General features: G+C 53.3%; 13 protein-coding genes. 11 read left to right on the top strand and 2 right to left on the bottom strand.

The window, feature by feature from the left end; all coding sequences use genetic code 11:
- Positions 1–5: 5 nt before the first annotated feature.
- Complete coding sequence (locus ACORNT_RS00545; RefSeq protein WP_321393852.1) at positions 6–629, bottom strand: TetR/AcrR family transcriptional regulator; 624 nt, start codon at positions 627–629, stop codon at positions 6–8.
- Positions 630–814: 185 nt separating this feature from the next.
- Between ACORNT_RS00545 and ACORNT_RS00540 the strand changes: the two genes are divergently transcribed.
- Positions 815–1,111, top strand: a complete 297-nt coding sequence (locus ACORNT_RS00540) for a DUF1330 domain-containing protein (RefSeq protein ID WP_321393848.1) — start codon at positions 815–817, stop codon at positions 1,109–1,111.
- 21 nt (positions 1,112–1,132) lie between these two features.
- Here the strand turns inward: ACORNT_RS00540 and ACORNT_RS00535 are convergent, their stop codons facing one another.
- Positions 1,133–2,296: an acyl-CoA dehydrogenase family protein gene (locus ACORNT_RS00535; RefSeq protein WP_321393845.1), complete on the bottom strand. Its 1,164-nt coding sequence runs from the start codon at positions 2,294–2,296 to the stop codon at positions 1,133–1,135.
- 274 nt (positions 2,297–2,570) lie between these two features.
- Between ACORNT_RS00535 and ACORNT_RS00530 the strand changes: the two genes are divergently transcribed.
- From ACORNT_RS00530 to ACORNT_RS00485, 10 genes are all read left to right on the top strand, one after another.
- Complete coding sequence (locus ACORNT_RS00530) at positions 2,571–4,232, top strand: class I adenylate-forming enzyme family protein (RefSeq protein ID WP_321393844.1); 1,662 nt, start codon at positions 2,571–2,573, stop codon at positions 4,230–4,232.
- On the top strand, positions 4,229–5,023 hold the full coding sequence (locus ACORNT_RS00525) for an enoyl-CoA hydratase/isomerase family protein (protein ID WP_321393842.1): 795 nt from the start codon (positions 4,229–4,231) through the stop codon (positions 5,021–5,023). The genes ACORNT_RS00530 and ACORNT_RS00525 overlap by 4 nt, the downstream gene beginning before the upstream one ends.
- Positions 5,024–5,099: 76 nt before the next feature.
- Complete coding sequence (locus ACORNT_RS00520) at positions 5,100–6,248, top strand: acyl-CoA dehydrogenase family protein (protein ID WP_321393839.1); 1,149 nt, start codon at positions 5,100–5,102, stop codon at positions 6,246–6,248.
- The gene (locus ACORNT_RS00515) at positions 6,245–7,030 is read left to right on the top strand and encodes an acyl-CoA dehydrogenase family protein (RefSeq protein ID WP_321393836.1); all 786 of its coding nucleotides are present in this window, start codon (positions 6,245–6,247) and stop codon (positions 7,028–7,030) included. The genes ACORNT_RS00520 and ACORNT_RS00515 overlap by 4 nt, the downstream gene beginning before the upstream one ends.
- The gene (locus ACORNT_RS00510; protein ID WP_321393834.1) at positions 7,027–7,830 is read left to right on the top strand and encodes an enoyl-CoA hydratase-related protein; all 804 of its coding nucleotides are present in this window, start codon (positions 7,027–7,029) and stop codon (positions 7,828–7,830) included. The genes ACORNT_RS00515 and ACORNT_RS00510 overlap by 4 nt, the downstream gene beginning before the upstream one ends.
- 320 nt (positions 7,831–8,150) lie before the next feature.
- Complete coding sequence (locus ACORNT_RS00505) at positions 8,151–10,487, top strand: TonB-dependent receptor (protein WP_321393831.1); 2,337 nt, start codon at positions 8,151–8,153, stop codon at positions 10,485–10,487.
- Positions 10,488–10,556: 69 nt separating this feature from the next.
- A complete protein-coding gene (locus tag ACORNT_RS00500; RefSeq protein WP_321393828.1) occupies positions 10,557–12,251 on the top strand; it encodes an FAD-binding protein in 1,695 nt (564 codons plus the stop codon).
- Entirely contained in the window at positions 12,238–12,741 is a 504-nt protein-coding gene (locus ACORNT_RS00495; RefSeq protein ID WP_321393824.1) for a flavin reductase family protein, read from the top strand. The genes ACORNT_RS00500 and ACORNT_RS00495 overlap by 14 nt, the downstream gene beginning before the upstream one ends.
- An 11-nt stretch (positions 12,742–12,752) precedes the next feature.
- The gene (locus ACORNT_RS00490; protein WP_321393821.1) at positions 12,753–13,601 is read left to right on the top strand and encodes an SDR family NAD(P)-dependent oxidoreductase; all 849 of its coding nucleotides are present in this window, start codon (positions 12,753–12,755) and stop codon (positions 13,599–13,601) included.
- Between the two features lie 164 nt (positions 13,602–13,765).
- Complete coding sequence (locus ACORNT_RS00485; protein ID WP_321393818.1) at positions 13,766–14,554, top strand: 2-keto-4-pentenoate hydratase; 789 nt, start codon at positions 13,766–13,768, stop codon at positions 14,552–14,554.
- Positions 14,555–14,639: the final 85 nt, after the last annotated feature.

The following is a 14,639-nucleotide window of genomic DNA, read 5'->3' as shown; positions in this document are numbered from 1 at the left end:
ACACACTATTTGGTGAGATAATTGACCGCCATTCGTGTCAGTTCGTTCACCAGTTGCTCTTCGGTCATATCGGTCGTGCTTTCAGTCAAAAAACATTCGATATTATGGACTGTGGAACGCACAATGAGGAGAAGAGCGGTCGGATAGTCGGTGACGGTTATTTCATCCTGATGCTGTTCGAGAAAAGCCAGGTTGGTTGAGTAGGTGTATATATCCAGTTTGATATTCTTGGTGAAGTCCTTCATCTCCGGCACATATTCGATGATCTGGATAAGAATAAACGCGTTCTCCTTATAAATCTGGAAAAGCAGTGCAATGATCTGATGCAACGCCGACTCCAGTGGCACTTCCATCAGATCACGCAATTGATTGCGTATCTGAGCGGCCGCGTCGTTCACGGTCTCTTGTATCAACGTTTTGATGATCGCCTGCTTGTTCGGGAAATACTGGTAGAGAGAGCCCACACTGACACCGGCAGCTTTGGCAATTCGGTTCGTTGTGGCATTCTCGTATCCCTCTTTGATGATGAGCTGTTGCGTCGCTTGAGTAATTGCTTCGGCCGTGGCAAGTGCACGCTCCTGCTTGGGCATCTTCCGGCGGGAAAACTCGCTCTCGTCATTTTCTATCATCACTTGCCTCCCATCTGTGGCTGTTTGTTATTTTGCTTTCGTCCGGATTTTTCAGCAAAGGTCCGGGCCATGTTTCCTGTATTCGCCATTTATCGCTCTGATGTCAGGAGAGATCAAGGGCCATAGGCGAGTTCATAGTGAGCATACCACCTGATAATCAGTATATTAAAAAGAAAGGGTGAGACATGTCAGCATATATAATCGGATCATTGATAGTAAAAGACTGGGACTGGTACCGCGAATACAGAAATGTTACCGAACCGTTAGTCGCTAAACATGGAGGGCGTTATCTCGTTAAAGGTGGAAACCCGGAAACTGTAGAAGGTTCTGCTCCTACGGCCCACGCGGTGGTGATGATCGAGTTTCCGGACAGACAGTCCGTTCTGAACTGGTATAACGACCCTGATTATGCTCCCATGATCGAACTGCGCCAAAAGAGTAAAGTTGTCACTGAGCTCATGCTTGTCGACGGTCTTGAATAAGTCGATTAAGCAGGACCGGGATCACTTCTTCAGTTTCAGCATGTTGCAGATGTTATTCTTCTGGATTGCGGAAGATCCACCCAGGATCGGCATGGCCAGGATATCCCGGACGTGACGTTCCATGTTGAACTCCTTTATATATCCATAAGCGCCCAACACCTGTTGACAGGACAGCACAATTTCTTTTGCGGTCTCGCAGACAAAAAGTTTGGTCATCGAGGTTTCAAGTGATGCCGCTTCGCCGCGGTCGAGCATCTCTGCAGCGTCATATGTCACAGCGCGGCAGGCATGAAGTTTGGCTTTCGCATCCGCCAACATATGACGGATGGACTGAAACGTGGAAATCGGCTTGCCAAATTGCTCTCGTTCCTCTGCATAGGTCCAGGCTTCGTCCACGGCTGCAGAAGCGATGCCCAATGCCATTGCGGCAACCTCGATTTTTTCAATATCCAGCCCTGGCCCCAACAACATGCTCCAGGCATTGTTCCAGCCGGCTTCTTCTCCCATGATGTGGTTCTGTGGTACCGTAACATCAGCGAAAGTTACGTCGTAGGTGCCGGTCCCCTTCAGGCCAAGCGCATCCTGCTCCTCAAATGTTATACCTTCTGCTGTAGTCGGCACGAGTATAAGGGAGAGATTCCTGTACTTATCCTCCTTTGGTCCGGTGCGGGCCAGTGTGTATATATATTCTGAAATTTTTGCTCCTGAGCAAAAACGCTTGGCACCATTGATGATGAGTTGGTCTCCCTCGCGCCTGGCCGTGGTGCGTACTGCGGCGATGTCGGCGCCCACGTCAGGCTCGCTGATGCCGTAGGCGAAGATCATGCCGTCCTCAACGACGCGCGGCAGAAGTTCCTTTTTCTGACGTTCACTGGCGACTTCGACAAGATTAAGGCCCGCGTAGCAGGTGGATTGAATAAAAGGTCCGCCTACGGCCATGCTGCGCCCGCAAAGCATTTCTATGGCCATGATTGTCGCGCGTATATCCCTGCCGGATCCGCCGTATTCTTCCGGGACTGTCAGGCCCATCAGGCCCAGATCGGCCAGTTTACGGTGCACCTCTGCCGGAAAGTGGTTGTCTTTGTCCCAGCGACGAACGAGGTCGCTGGGCATTTCTTTGTCGATAAAACGCTGCAGCGTTTCACGAAGCATCAGGATATGTTCATTCTCTGAGGAGTTGTTCATTATTTTGTCCTGTGAATATGGGGCACGCGGGGCAATTAAATTTCTGTAGATTTCCCCGTGCGAGCTCGGGTTTGCTCTGACCCTACAAACCGGCAGGTTCAATTGTAACTCGCATCCTTTTCATCGTGAATTTGGTGTCGCCCTTCTATCGCACAGCGAATTGAAAACGAGTTTAAGCTGAGCATGGTGCGGCATTAGGGTGAGGCAATACTTATATTGCGGTCGAGTATGCACACAAAACCATATTCATCCGCATGTCGACGAGAAGTGCAGAATGAACAAGAGTGTCCCACAACCATCCGAATGCTTTACCCCGATGGGAGAATGCCAGGAGCATTGCGTTGACTTGACTGTTGGTGACGCGATCGCCCGGGCCGGTCAAAAGTGGGGTGATCGTGATGCGGTTGTTTACAGGCACCAACCTTTGATCGACGATGTAGTGTGGACCTATAAAGATCTTGATGCGACTGCAGAGCGACTTGCTGCGGTTCTTCTGGAACTTGGATATAAGCCTGGAGAGAAGGTCGCTGTCTGGAGTCCGAACCATCCGGACTGGATCCTGCTGGAATATGCCATCGCAAAAGCCGGTCTGGTCATCGTGGCTCTGAACCCGTTGTACCGCCCCCGGGAGTTAAAATTCGCGCTGCAGGATTCCGGTGCTGCCGGTATATTCTATGCCGACAGGATCGGCGCCCATGCGCCGGCTGAGGCGATCGCCAAAGTACGCGAGGAAGCCCCCTCGCTGCGTTATGCTCATTCTTTTTCGAGTATCCGGGCCGATCTACTTAAGCGTGAAGTAGGCGGGATGCCGAAGATTTCTATCGACCCTGGCCAGACATTCATGATTCAATATACATCTGGCACGACCGGTGTGCCCAAAGCGGTGCGCTTGTCCCATAAGGCGATCACGATCACGGCCAGGAACTCTTATTCTCAGTGGCGGCTGAATGAAAATAGCCGGGTGTGCTTTGGCTTTCCGCTCTTTCATGTCGGCGGATCCGGAAATTCCGTGCCCGGCGCCTGCCTCAACGGGGCAACGGCTCTGCCGCTCTATATCTTCAAGCCAGCTGTTACGCTCGACATCCTTGAGCACGAGCACTGCACGGCCTTTATCGGTGTGCCCACAATGCTGCTGACCATGCTCGATGATCCAACGATCGCCGGTCGCGATTTTTCCGCGATGAAGAGCATTATTGTCGGTGGTGCGCCGGTCTCGCACGACCTTCTTCATCGCTGTCAGGATATTTTCAACGCGGAAGTCATAAATTGCTATGGCCAAACCGAAACCTGCGGGGTGACCACCACAACTCTTTACAGCGACAGGGAAGAGAAGAAGGTTGAGACCAGTGGACGGCCTCTGGTCGGGGTAGGGGTGTCAATCCGGGATGAGGAGGGACAGGTCGTGCCGCGTGGCGAACTTGGTCAACTTTTTTACAGGGGGCCGGGCCGGATGACAGGCTATGGCAGCGCGGACACCCCGGTGGCGGAGGGCGATGCCTGGATTGCCTCGGGCGATCTTGCACGGATGGATGAAGACGACTTTGTCTCCATCACAGGGCGTAAAAAGGAAATGATCATTCGCGGCGGCGAGAATCTCTCACCGGTGGAGATCGAGCATTACATGAAAGAGCACGCAGCGATTGCTGATGTCGCCGTTATCGGTGTGCCCGACGAGAAATATGGCGAGGTGGCCTGTGCCGTCGTGCGGCTGAGACCTGAAGCGGAACTTTCCAGCGAAGATATCCTGCAATGGTGTGCCGAACGCATTTCACGCTGGAAAGTGCCCGAGTATGTCGAGTTTGTTGACGAGTTTCCAATGACTCCATCGGGCAAAATTCAAAAGTTCATTCTCCAGAAAATAATGTCTGAACGCCTCGGGGTTGCAGACCGCCAGCGCCAGGAAAGCCAGAGACAAAACAAGGGAAACAAATCATGAATTACGATAGTTACAAGGAACTTGCCATCGAGCAGGAAGGTCGCATACTGACCATCACCATAAACCGCCCGGAAGCAAAAAATGCGATTAACAAGGGATTGCATGAAGAGTTTTCGAGAATTTTCTATGACGTGGACGCTGATGAAAACGTGGATGTCGTCGTGCTGAGCGGTTCTGGCGGCGCCTTTTGTGCCGGCGGCGATCTCAACTGGCTTTTGGATATGCATGGAAATGCCGCTGAAACGAGTATCGGCATCAAGCGGGACCGCAAAATCCAGAACTCAATCCTGGACCTTGAAAAACCTATCATTGCCAAGGTCGATGGACCTGCCATCGGTCTGGGCTGCTCGCTCGCGCTTTTCTGCGACTTCGTATACGCCAGTGAACATTCAGTATTTGCCGACCCGCATGTATCAATCGGTCTCGTTGCCGGGGATGGCGGGGCGGTCATGTGGCCGCAACTGATCGGGTACGCTCGTGCCCGTAAATATCTCCTGACGGGTGAAGCCATCAGCGCGGTCGAGGCCGCTGACATAGGGCTGATTACAGAGGCGGTTCCAGTGGGCGAACTCGATGAAAAAGTCTCCAAGATGGCAAAGCGGCTCTCCAGGGGTGCATCTCATTCTATCAAGTGGACGAAGGCCGCAATCAACGCGGGCCTGAAGGTCACAGCGAATGCGGTCATTGACCGTGCGGCAGCTTTTGAAAACGTATCCCAGCTTCTCGACGACCATCGCATTGCCCTGGAAGCATTCCAGCGTAAGGAAAAACCCAAGTTCACGGGACGTTAAAGTGAAAAAATCACGTTGCGGCAGAACCCTGTGGCGTGACGACACACTATTTCAACAACCAGCAAGGATAACTGCAGTGTATCAGTTCAAGCTGTCTCCGGTTTTGATGCCAGCCCATGCCGAGGATTTGAGGGCCGAAGTGCGGGCCTTCCTTGACCGGGAGATGACAGAGGTAACGCCGGTCGCGCGCGCAAAAACCTGGGCGGCCTGTGACCCCGAATTCAGCCGTCGGCTGGGGGCGCAGGGATGGATCGGCATGACCTGGCCCAGGGAATATGGGGGGCAAGAGCGCCCGGCCATTGACCGTTATGTGGTGATGGAAGAACTGCTCGCGGCAGGCGCCCCGGTGGGTGCCCACTGGATCGCCGACCGGCAAAGTGGACCGCTCATCCAGAATTACGGTTCCGAGGCGGCAAAGACGGCTTTTTTGCGGGGGATTACAAAAGGCGAGATTTTCTTCTGTATCGGGATGAGCGAGCCCAATGCGGGGTCGGATCTTGCCGCCATCGAAACCTCGGCGGAACGTGTTGACGGGGGCTGGGTTGTGAATGGGGCCAAGCTCTGGACCACCAATGTTAGTGACGCCCATCAAATGATTGCGCTGGTTCGCACAGACCGGTCGCGGGAAACCCGGCACGATGGAATGAGCCAGCTTATTATCGACCTTGAGGCACCCGGTGTCACGCGCCGGACAATCGAAGATCATCAGTCGGAACGACATTTTGGCGAGGTTCATTTCGACAATGTCTTTGTACCTGATGACATGCTGATCGGCGAAGCTGGACATGGCTGGAAACAGGTCATCGAAGAACTCGCCCTGGAGCGAAGTGGCCCTGAGCGGTATCTCAGCAGTTACCGCCTCTATGAGGAACTTGTCCAGGCGCATAAGGGGCGCGCCGATATGGTGATTGAAAGTCTCGTTGGGGAACTTACCGCAAAGCTTTGGAATCTGCGCCAAATGTCATTGTCGGTTTATGAAAGCGTTGGCGCAAAGGAAAAACCGGATATCGAAGCGGCAATCGTCAAGGATCTTGGCACGACATTTGAGCAGGCTCTGCCACTGATGGTTCAAGCCGGGATCGAGCAGAACGATGGACAGCCAGCCGGGTCGGATCTGGTTGATGTCATGGAGTATCTTCTGCTTTTTTCCCCCATCTTTTCACTACGTGGCGGTACACGCGAAGTCTTGCGCGGCATCATTGCAAGAGAAATTGGACTGAGATGAACGAGTATACTGAAATTCTGGAAAACAGCGTTAATCGTCTGTTTGGCGACATTTCCGGCAAACCTGAAAGTGCTGAGAACTGGGAACTAGTCGAGGAACTGGGTATTCTGAACCTGTTCCTGCCGGAAGAACTTGGCGGTATGGACGGCGGATGGCAGGAGGCGTCCATCGTGTTCCGTCTTTGCGGATACCATGCCCTCCCTTTGCCCGTCGGCGAAACCATGATTGCGCGCAGGTTGCTTCATGAGTCCGGGAAAGAAATCCCTTCCGGTCCACTGAACCTCAACGACGTTGTGACTGGCGAGACGCTTATGAAATATGGCGCTTATATGCGCACAAGCCAGATCTCGGGCGCTATTCTCGCCTGTCTGGAAAAGACGGTCGATTATACCCGTGATCGCAAGCAGTTCGGGCGGCAACTAAGCAAGTTCCAGGCAATACAGCATCAGCTGGCCTTATTGGCCGAGGAAGCCGCTGCCGTCGCGAGCGCCTCTGCCGCTGCGGCGCTCGCCCTCGACAGATCGGACGGCGGTTTCGAAGTTTCCTGTGCAAAACTGCGCGCCAATGAAGCTGCCGGTGTAGTGGCCGGAATTTCTCATCAACTCCATGGGGCGATCGGGATCACGAAGGAATTCGGCCTTTATCGTCATACCCAGCGCCTTTGGGCGTGGCGCGCCGAATTTGGCAACAACAGATACTGGGCCCAAAGGATAGGAAAATATGTCCTGGGAAACAGTGACAATAGCGCTTGGGATTTAATAACTTCACGAGGCAACCGATGACAAAACTTCCCACACTTGAGGAGTCCGCCCTGACACTTAATGACGGGGTCGCCATTTTGCGTTTCGAACGTGACGATGTGCGTAATGCGCTGACAGGAACCGCACTCGCGGATGAAATCATATCCGTCTGTGAATGGGTCAATAGGAATAACGAAGTCGGTACACTGGTATTAACCGGCAAAGGTTCGGCCTTTTCATCGGGTGGAAATATATACGATATCCATGAAAAGAAAGGGATGTTCGGCGGTGCGCCAACGGAAATTCAGGAAGCTTATCGCTTCGGAATCCAGCGCATGACACGGGCGATGTATGAGGTGGAAGTACCAACAATTGCGGCGATTAACGGGGCCGCCATCGGGGCCGGGTTCGACCTGACCTGTATGTGTGATATCCGGATTGCGTCAGACAAAGCCAAGTTGGGGGAAACCTTCGTTAATCTGGGCATCGTGCCGGGTGATGGCGGGGCATGGTTCCTGCCGCGTGTGGCAGGACTGCAGCGGGCGGCCGAGTTGATTTTTTCCGGTCGAATTATCGATGCAGCAGAAGCGCAGGCGATCGGCATAGTAATGGAAGTCTGTACGGCAGAGGACCTCTTGTCACGATGTGAGGAGCTTGCACGGCAATTCGCCGCCAAACCACGTCATGCGCTGAGGGTCTCAAAGAGGCTTTTACGTGCGGGGCAGCGCATGGGGCTTCCGGATTTTCTGGATTATTGCGCCAGCGTTCAGGGTGTGTGTCACACTTCCGAGGAACACCAGAAGGCGGTGGCCTCCGTGGTTGAACAAATTCGGGCGCGATAGAAACGATGGACTGCCCCGAAATCGGTTCTGTGGCGCTGCTTGAAAGTAAGGCAATATTATATGTTGATTACTCATAAAAATATTAAAAATCAATAGGATAGGTAACATCTATATGGCAGTGTGAGAAGGTGGGTTATGTCCTTTCCTCTGCCAAATGTGAGTTTAACGCGAGTGGAATGCGAAGAGCATTTTGTGAATACTGAGATCACACAAAATATAGGGACACGATTTTAGGATTTTATTGAGAATTCGAAAATCAAATTGGCTAACAATAGTAAAACGTTCGCTCCGGGAGGGGCGCTTACTCAGGGAGAGTAGAAATGAAGCGTAACAAATCTGTACTTTTACAGACAGTAGCTATCTCGGTTTTGGCAGGCATTGCGACGCCTGTCAGTGCGGAAGAGATTATGCAGATTGAAGAAATCATAGTTAAGGCCCAAAAACGCGATCAGTCTATTCAGGACGTGCCGATCTCCATTCAGGTGGTTGGGGGGCAGGATTTGCAGGACCGCCAAATTTCCGACACAGAATCTCTGGCGAGTTATCTGCCGAACGTTATGGTTTCCAAGGACTCGGTTGCCAACAATATCTACGTGCGTGGTGTGGGGTCCGGATCCAACTCCGGCTTTGAACAGGCGGTCGCGACTTTTGTTGACGGCATCTACCATGGCCGGTCACGCTATTCCCAGTCAACGCTTGTCGACATAGCACAGATTGAGGTTTTGCGCGGGCCACAGACTATTTATTTCGGCAACAATGCTATCGGCGGTGCTTTCAGCGTAACCACCAGGAAGCCGGACCTCGCAGAATGGGACGGTTATTTACAGGCGGCCTATGAATTTGAAGGCAATGAAACAACGGTTGAAGGGGCTGCAGGCGGACCGTTGGTCGAAGACAGGCTGGCCATTCGTCTTGCTGGACGTTACTCCAACCTGGAGGGCTATGTTCAGAATCTGGGCACCGGACAAACCGACCCCAATATCGAGGATGTCTTCTTCCGGGGAACCGCGCTGCTGCAACTTTCAGACAACTGGCAGGCGTCTTTCAAGGGAGAAGTCGGCGATCAGGACTCCAGAGGGTCTTTCTCGACGGAGTTGTTCAACTGCCCGCCACCTGCGCCGTTCTCCGCTGCAACGACTTTCTCGTGTGGTTATTCTCTTGCTGTCGGTGAAGAGGCCGAGCTGGACTATCGCCGGGCGTCATCTCCTGGTGAACAGGGCTCTATAAATGCAGAGGAGTATGCCTTCACGATCGAGCGTGATAACTCCGAGGGACCTGGCATTTTCCTGCAGGCCGCCCGTTCGCAGCATGACTTCCTGCTGGCGGCGGACACGGACAGCGTGTCAGCAGAATTTTTTGCCTTCAACACGACTGAAGACTTTACACAGGATACGGTTGAGTTGCGGATTATGTCGCAATTCGATTCCGAGCTCGAATGGATCATGGGCGCCTACTATCTTGATTCCGACACCCGGGTTGACACCACGCTGAATTTTCCGTTTGCCACGGCTCTTCTCGGGGGACCGTTGTCGGCTCTGGCGCCTTTTGCACCACTGGCTGGCGACCTGCAACATGACCAGAATGAAAAGGCCTATTCGGCCTTCGGGTCGATCACCTATCCCTTCAATGACAAGCTGTCCGCCACTGTGGGTCTGCGCTATACCAAGTCGAAAAAGACCGGTACCCAGTCCGCCACCAATGCGACGTCGGATGATCCCTTCGGTTTGACGGTAACGCCGCTGCCGGCGGCACTGCAGCCTGTGGCTGCTTTCCTGACGGGCTTTGTCGACCATACAACTTCCGGTGCCGTCGAAGATGATGACCTTCTGCCCTCATTCTCGGTGCAATATAAGGCCAACGACAATATTTCGCTTTATGCGAAGTTCAGTGAAGGCTTCAAGGCCGGTGGTTTTGATACGCTGGAGTTAACAGGTATTCCGGAGCGTTATACTTTTGAACCGGAGACTGTTGTGTCCTACGAGGCTGGCCTCAAGTCCTACCTGTTTGACAGAACATTGTCCTTCAATCTTGCTGTCTTCTACAGCGATTATGATGATCTGCAACAGTCGATTACACAGTTCACAGAAACGTCAGCCTTTGTCACAATTGATAATGTTGGGGGACTGCGCACACAGGGGATTGAAGCCGATCTGCTGTGGCGGGCCAGTGATAATTTCGAGATCGGTGGTAACTTTGCACTTCTGGATGCGGAATACAGGGATTATGCTAACGCGGGCTGTACCGTGCTTCAAGCTTTCGAGGCTGAACAAGCCGGGCAAATCGGCTGCGCGCAGGATTTGACTGGCAAAGCGCCGCCTTTCGCACCGACCTATTCAGGTAATATCCGGGTGGGGTACAACCGCGAAATCGGCAACAGCTTTGAACTCACAGCAGAGTCCATACTTTCCTTCTCGGGGGCCTATGATGTGATTGGCGACAAGGACCCAAACACGCGGCAGGGCGCATGGCAGAAAATTGATGTGCGTGTTGGCCTCCGTAATGTCGATCAGGGCTGGAACCTGGCCGTTGTTGGAAAGAACCTGACTAATGAAAAAGTGATCGGTGCTGCCAACGACGTGGTTGCCTCGGCCGGTTCCTATTCAGTTCAGCTGGCGCGTGGCCGCACAGTGGCTGTTCTGGCGAGCTATCAGTTCTAAGTTTTTTAATTCAGGCGGCGATCAGTGATCGCCGCCTGCAATCGTATAAAGACCAATCGAGACACCTTTATGAATACCGATGATCCTGACTGGAACTCGCGGGTTGAGGCCCCTCTGGTTTTGCCTGACGGCGCGTCAATCGACTGGGACGATACCGCAGATGTTATCGTCGTTGGTCTCGGCGGCGCCGGCGTCTGTGCAGCCCTTGAGGCGATGGATGGTGGCGCGTCGGTTATTGCCATCGACCGGTTCGGCGGAGGTGGCGCCACCAGAATGTCCGGAGGCGTCTATTATGCAGGCGGCGGCACGCCTTTCCAGAGCGAAGCCGGGGTCGAAGATACTACCGAGGAAATGTACAAATACCTGAAGCTGGAGGTCGATGATGTAGTAGAAGACAGAACGCTGCGTGATTTTTGCAAGACCAGTTCAGAGAGCGTTGAATGGCTTGCAGGGCACGGGGTAAGGTTCAACAGTACTTTGTCACCGAAAAAGACATCCTATCCTGCCAGCGGCTATTTTCTCTACCATTCCGGCAATGAAACGCAGGCTGCTTATGCGGCCAGGGCCAAGCCGGCTCAGCGCGGTCACCGTACCTACGGGACTGGATTGACGGGCCACAGGTTTTTTGACTCGCTTTTTAAATCGGCACTGGAGAAAGGGCTAAAGCTCTATAGCTACAGCGAGGGCCAGCGGTTTATCGTTTCGGAAGACGGCGAGATTCTGGGGATCAAGATACGACAGGTTTCGAAAGTTTCTCCAGCTGCCGGAAAACTGAGCAGAATTGCCAGAAAGTTTGCCAGGTCAACAACGCTTCTGTTCCCTGCGATTGCAGAAAAGCTGGTGCAACAGGCGAATGCCATCTCTGAACGGGACGGCAAGGCAAGATTCATACAAATCAAAAAAGCCGCCATCCTCGCCGCAGGGGGATATATTCATAATCGCAAAATGGTTCAGCAGTATGCGCCGGAATTTTCCGGGGCGATTCCATTGGGAAGCATAGGCTGCGACGGTTCGGGGATACGCCTCGGTCAGACTGTGGGTGCCATGGTCGGGTGCATGGATAACATTTCCGCATGGCGGATTATCCAGCCACCGGCCGCGATGGCGACCGGCATCATCGTCAATGGGAAAGGCGAACGCTTTATCGCGGAGGATTGCTATGGCGGCACCATCGGCCATCATATTGCTCGTCACCATGACGGCGCGGCATATATCATTCTCGATGCGACCTTGCGTCGGCAGGTGTTGTTTCAGGCATTGCCCGGGCGCGGGAAATTGTTCCGTCTGCAGGGTGCCCCGGCGTTAATGGGCCTGTTTCTGAGTTCCAGGAAGGCGGGCTCGCTTGAAGAACTTGCCCGGAAGTGCGGTATGGATCCCGCCAGGCTCACGGATGCAGTCAGTCATTACAACCGGAGTGCAGACGGGTTAGAGGAAGCAAAATTCCCCAAGCATCCCGATTTTACCGGCAGAATTATAAAACCGCCGTTTTACGCAATCGATATTTCGATAGGCAACCGGCGTTACCTTTGCCCCTCCATCTCGCTCGGGGGTATTATCGTAAACGAGGCAACCGGACAGGCGCTTGACGGGGAGGGCAAACCCATCCCGAAACTTTATGCCGCCGGGAAGAATGCAAAAGGGGTGTCGTCGCATCGCTATATCAGCGGACTTTCATTGGCGGACTGTGTCTATTCCGGCCGTATTGCCGGTCGGTGCGCCGCTTCCAGTATTTCCAGCCAGAAAGAAAAAAATGTCTCAGCCTGACACCCGTGAATTTCGTGACGCACTTGGCCAGTTTGCGACCGGTGTTACTGTTATGACAACCGCGACTGAGGAGGGGAAACCGGTTGGCGTTACTGCAAGCAGTTTTAACTCTGTTTCACTGGATCCTCCTCTGGTTCTCTGGTCGCTGGCAAAATCTGCTGCTTCCATGCGGGTCTATGAGAAATCGGGCGGCTTTAATGTCCATATCCTGGCGGCACATCAAGAGGAAATTTCCAACCAGTTTGCCCGTCCCGGCGACGACAAGTTCAGGGATATTGACTGGAAGCCCTGCGACAGGGGATACCCCGTACTGCCTGAATATGCAGCCCTGTTTCGCTGCGAAACCAAATTTCAGTATGAAGGCGGGGATCATGTGATTTTTGTGGGGAAAGTAATGGAATATGAGACCCGTAACTCTCCGGTCCTGGTCTTTCATCAAGGAGCCTATGCTGAATTAAAGAGCGGAACGAAGGCGGGTGGCAACCTTTAAGGGAGGGATGAATGCAGGATTTTAATGGCAAGCTGGCTGTAATCACAGGTGCTGCAAGCGGCATTGGCAGGGGGTTGGCAGAAAAGGCCGCCAGTCTGGGAATGAACCTCGTGCTGGCAGATGTGGATCAGGCAGGACTGGAACAATTAAAGCAGGATCTGGTTACGAGCCGTGATGTTGCCGTGGAGGTACGCCACACCGATGTTTCTGACCCTGATGAGATCGAGGCGTTGGCGGATTTTGCCTTCACCCGCTTTGGTACTGTGGACCTGTTGTTCAACAATGCCGGGGTGATGATCAGCGGCATGAGCTGGGAACGGGATCTCAAGGACTGGAACTGGGTGATGGGGGTAAATCTGTACGGTGTCGTCAACGGCATCAGAAGCTTCCTGCCGCGCATGATGACACAGGGCACTCCGGCCCGAATTGTCAACACGGGGTCAATCTCCGGCTTTCTCTCTTCTCCGGCCATTTCCATTTATTCTGCCAGCAAACATGCTGTCGTCAGTTTGAGTGAAACTTTGAAGTTTGAGCTGGAGCTGGCCCGATCACAGGTTGGGGTTTCGGTTATCTGCCCGGGTGCTGTGACGACACAGATTGCCGATGCGGACCGTAACCGGCCGGAGAAGGAGAAACCGATGGAAGACGAAGCGCACAAGGCCATGAAGGATCAGTTGCGGCAGGGACTTGCCGCGACCGGGATGGATCCGGCAAAAGCGGCGGATATTGTGTTTGACGCGATCGGCGAAGAAAAATTCTGGATCTTCACTCATCCCGAATATTTGACGCGCATCCGGCAAGAGGCGGAAGCTGTCGCACAGCAGAAAAACCCGGTCTATCAGCCTTTGGTGGACATGTAGAATAAAGGACCAAAAAGGAGAGACTTATTCGGCACATGACGTGTTCCTGCTCCTTTTATCAGTTCTTACATTATGAGAATATAGTGTGTGACGCAAGTTGTCTGAAGGCGTGGCTAAAATATAAGTTCATTCACATTTTTCGAGTAAGGTTTGGGAATCAGACAATGAATAATGAAAAGTTTAAGCAGGCAGCTGACCTCATCCTCGAAGCTTACAGGACCGGAGAATATTGTACACCGGTGCGTGAGCTGATCGGGGAGACAATTGGAGCAGGTTATGCGGTACAATCCATCGTCACAGAGCGCTGGCTTCAGGAGGGACGCCGGCTGTGCGGCCGGAAAATAGGCCTGACGTCGGAGGCGGTGCAAATACAGCTTGGTGTCGATCAGCCAGATTTTGGGGTGTTGATGGCCGATATGGAATATGCGGATGGATCGGAAATTCCCTGTTCCGAAATGCAGCAGGCCAAGGCGGAAGCTGAACTGGCGCTTGTCCTCAAGTCCGACCTGGATCACGAGGGTATATCTTATGAAGAACTTGTCGGGGCAATTGACTATATCCTTCCGGCCATTGAGATCGTCGGCAGTAGAATAATGAACTGGAATATCCGTCTGTCGGATACGGTGGCGGACAATGCCTCCAGCGGTCTTTATGTGTTGGGCAGGCAGGTGCATGACTGGCAGGACATTGATCTTGCCGCTTCTGCAATGGTTCTGAAATGCAACGGCGAAATCGTGTCGGAAGGGGTGGGGGCCGCCTGTCTCGGCCATCCGTTCAAAGCAGCACTGTGGCTTGCAAATACCTGTGCCAGATTCGGCAATGGTCTCAGGGCCGGAGATGTCGTTCTCACCGGCGCTATGGGGCCTATGGTACCGATCACGCCTGGTGACAGGTTCGAAGCATCAATTGAAAATGTGGGCTCTGTTCATTTTACGGCCGGTCCAGATCAATAACAGGGGGGAAAGCCGTTTCGAACTGCGGGGACCTGGCTTCGAGTTGTTGCCGTCGATCCGGCTGGAGCCGCTCGCCGCTGTGACC

The organism is Emcibacter sp. (genome assembly GCF_963675455.1).
Lineage (GTDB): Bacteria > Pseudomonadota > Alphaproteobacteria > Sphingomonadales > Emcibacteraceae > Emcibacter.
This window is presented reverse-complemented; position numbering and strand designations above follow the sequence as displayed.

Bases quoted from the DNA above. Each gene is read 5' to 3' on its own strand.
- ACORNT_RS00510 (WP_321393834.1), top strand. From the start codon at position 7,027: ATGACAAAACTTCCCACACTTGAGGAGTCCGCCCTGACACTTAATGAC.
- ACORNT_RS00535 (WP_321393845.1), bottom strand. From the start codon at position 2,296: ATGAACAACTCCTCAGAGAATGAACATATCCTGATGCTTCGTGAAACG.
- ACORNT_RS00495 (WP_321393824.1), top strand. From the start codon at position 12,238: ATGTCTCAGCCTGACACCCGTGAATTTCGTGACGCACTTGGCCAGTTT.
- ACORNT_RS00500 (WP_321393828.1), top strand. From the start codon at position 10,557: ATGAATACCGATGATCCTGACTGGAACTCGCGGGTTGAGGCCCCTCTG.
- ACORNT_RS00490 (WP_321393821.1), top strand. From the start codon at position 12,753: ATGCAGGATTTTAATGGCAAGCTGGCTGTAATCACAGGTGCTGCAAGC.
- ACORNT_RS00545 (WP_321393852.1), bottom strand. From the start codon at position 629: ATGATAGAAAATGACGAGAGCGAGTTTTCCCGCCGGAAGATGCCCAAG.
- ACORNT_RS00505 (WP_321393831.1), top strand. From the start codon at position 8,151: ATGAAGCGTAACAAATCTGTACTTTTACAGACAGTAGCTATCTCGGTT.
- ACORNT_RS00485 (WP_321393818.1), top strand. From the start codon at position 13,766: ATGAATAATGAAAAGTTTAAGCAGGCAGCTGACCTCATCCTCGAAGCT.
- ACORNT_RS00515 (WP_321393836.1), top strand. From the start codon at position 6,245: ATGAACGAGTATACTGAAATTCTGGAAAACAGCGTTAATCGTCTGTTT.
- ACORNT_RS00525 (WP_321393842.1), top strand. From the start codon at position 4,229: ATGAATTACGATAGTTACAAGGAACTTGCCATCGAGCAGGAAGGTCGC.
- ACORNT_RS00540 (WP_321393848.1), top strand. From the start codon at position 815: ATGTCAGCATATATAATCGGATCATTGATAGTAAAAGACTGGGACTGG.
- ACORNT_RS00530 (WP_321393844.1), top strand. From the start codon at position 2,571: ATGAACAAGAGTGTCCCACAACCATCCGAATGCTTTACCCCGATGGGA.